This is a genomic window from Microbacterium ginsengisoli, from assembly GCF_000956535.1.
Classification (GTDB): Bacteria; Actinomycetota; Actinomycetes; order Actinomycetales; family Microbacteriaceae; genus Microbacterium; species Microbacterium ginsengisoli.
The window spans coordinates 1-1208 of sequence record NZ_JYIY01000011.1 but is presented as its reverse complement, the minus strand read 5'-3'; the positions used below and the strand labels follow the sequence as shown (position 1 = coordinate 1208).

At 73.8% G+C, this 1208-nt stretch carries 1 protein-coding gene; it reads left to right on the top strand.

Annotation, left to right across the window (positions count from 1 at the left end):
* Window positions 1–231: 231 nt before the first annotated feature.
* Window positions 232–1092, top strand: a complete 861-nt coding sequence (locus tag RR49_RS00065) for a spermidine synthase (protein ID WP_045245676.1) — start codon at window positions 232–234, stop codon at window positions 1090–1092.
* Window positions 1093–1208 lie beyond the last annotated feature (116 nt).

Sequence of the window (1208 nt, the reverse complement as noted above, 5' to 3'; positions counted from 1 at the left end):
GCGGTGGCACGGAGCCGGGACGGGCGGGGACCCCGTCATGGCTGCGCAACGTCGGAACTTCTCGCCGACACCCCGGGGGCTGGATGCCGCACGTCGGCGAGCCGGGCGAAGGTTCCGACGTTGCGAGGCAGGGGTGGCACAACGGGCCGAGCGGGGTAGGCGCGCGCCGAGCGGGCAGACCGGCCGGCCCTCACCGCGAGACCACCCGCCCCGCCCGGGTAGCCTCGACCCATGGCCCGCGCGACTGTCGAACTGCCTCCGCAGGCGCGGCTGAGCGACGGCACCATCGCCCGCATCGTGCCGTCCGCGTACGTCTCGGGGTATGAACTCGAGGTCGACGGCACACCGCAGTCGCACGTCGACCTCGAGGATCCCTCGCACCTGCACTTCGAGTACGTCGCCCGTATGGGCGCGGTGATCGACAGATTACGGATGCCGCGGCAGCCCCTCACGGCGGTGCACCTCGGCGCCGGCGCGCTGACCCTGCCGCGCTACATCGCGCACACCCGGCCGGGGTCGCGCCAGCAGGTCATCGAGCTGGAGCCGGCGCTCGTCGACCTCGTGCGCGAGAACCTGCCGTTTCCGCGCGACGCGTCGATCCGCACCCGCATCGGCGATGCCCGCGAGGGGCTGGGGCGCCTCCCCGCCGGGCTCGTCGGCCAGGTCGACCTGGTCGTCTCCGACGTGTTCGCCGGCGCCCAGACGCCCGCACACCTCACCACCGTCGAGTTCTACCGGGCCGCGGCATCCCTGCTCGCCCCCGACGGGGTGCTCCTCGTCAACGTCGCCGACGGTGCGGGGCTCCACCACGCCCGGCGTCAGGTCGCGACGGTCGAGGCTGTGCTCGAGAACGTGATCGTGCTCGCCGAGGTGCAGGTGCTGAAGGGCCGCCGGTTCGGCAATCTCGTCGTGGCCGCCTCGGCCGCCCCCCTTCCGATCGAATGGCTGCCGCGGCTGATGGCTGCCGGTCCGCATCCGGCGAAGGTCGCGCACGGCGATGAGCTGCGCGCGTTCGTGCGCGACGCAGGGCCCGCCACCGACGCGGATGCCTCGCCGTCACCGAAGCCCGCGGCATCCCTCTTCGAACGCTGACCACCCGCGCACGGCGGCACCGCCTGCGAAGGGCGTCCGGCGCGAGCGCACGATCACGTGCGCACCGCATTCCGCGCGAACCGCGACTGCCGCCGCCGCACGCATCACCCCCGCGC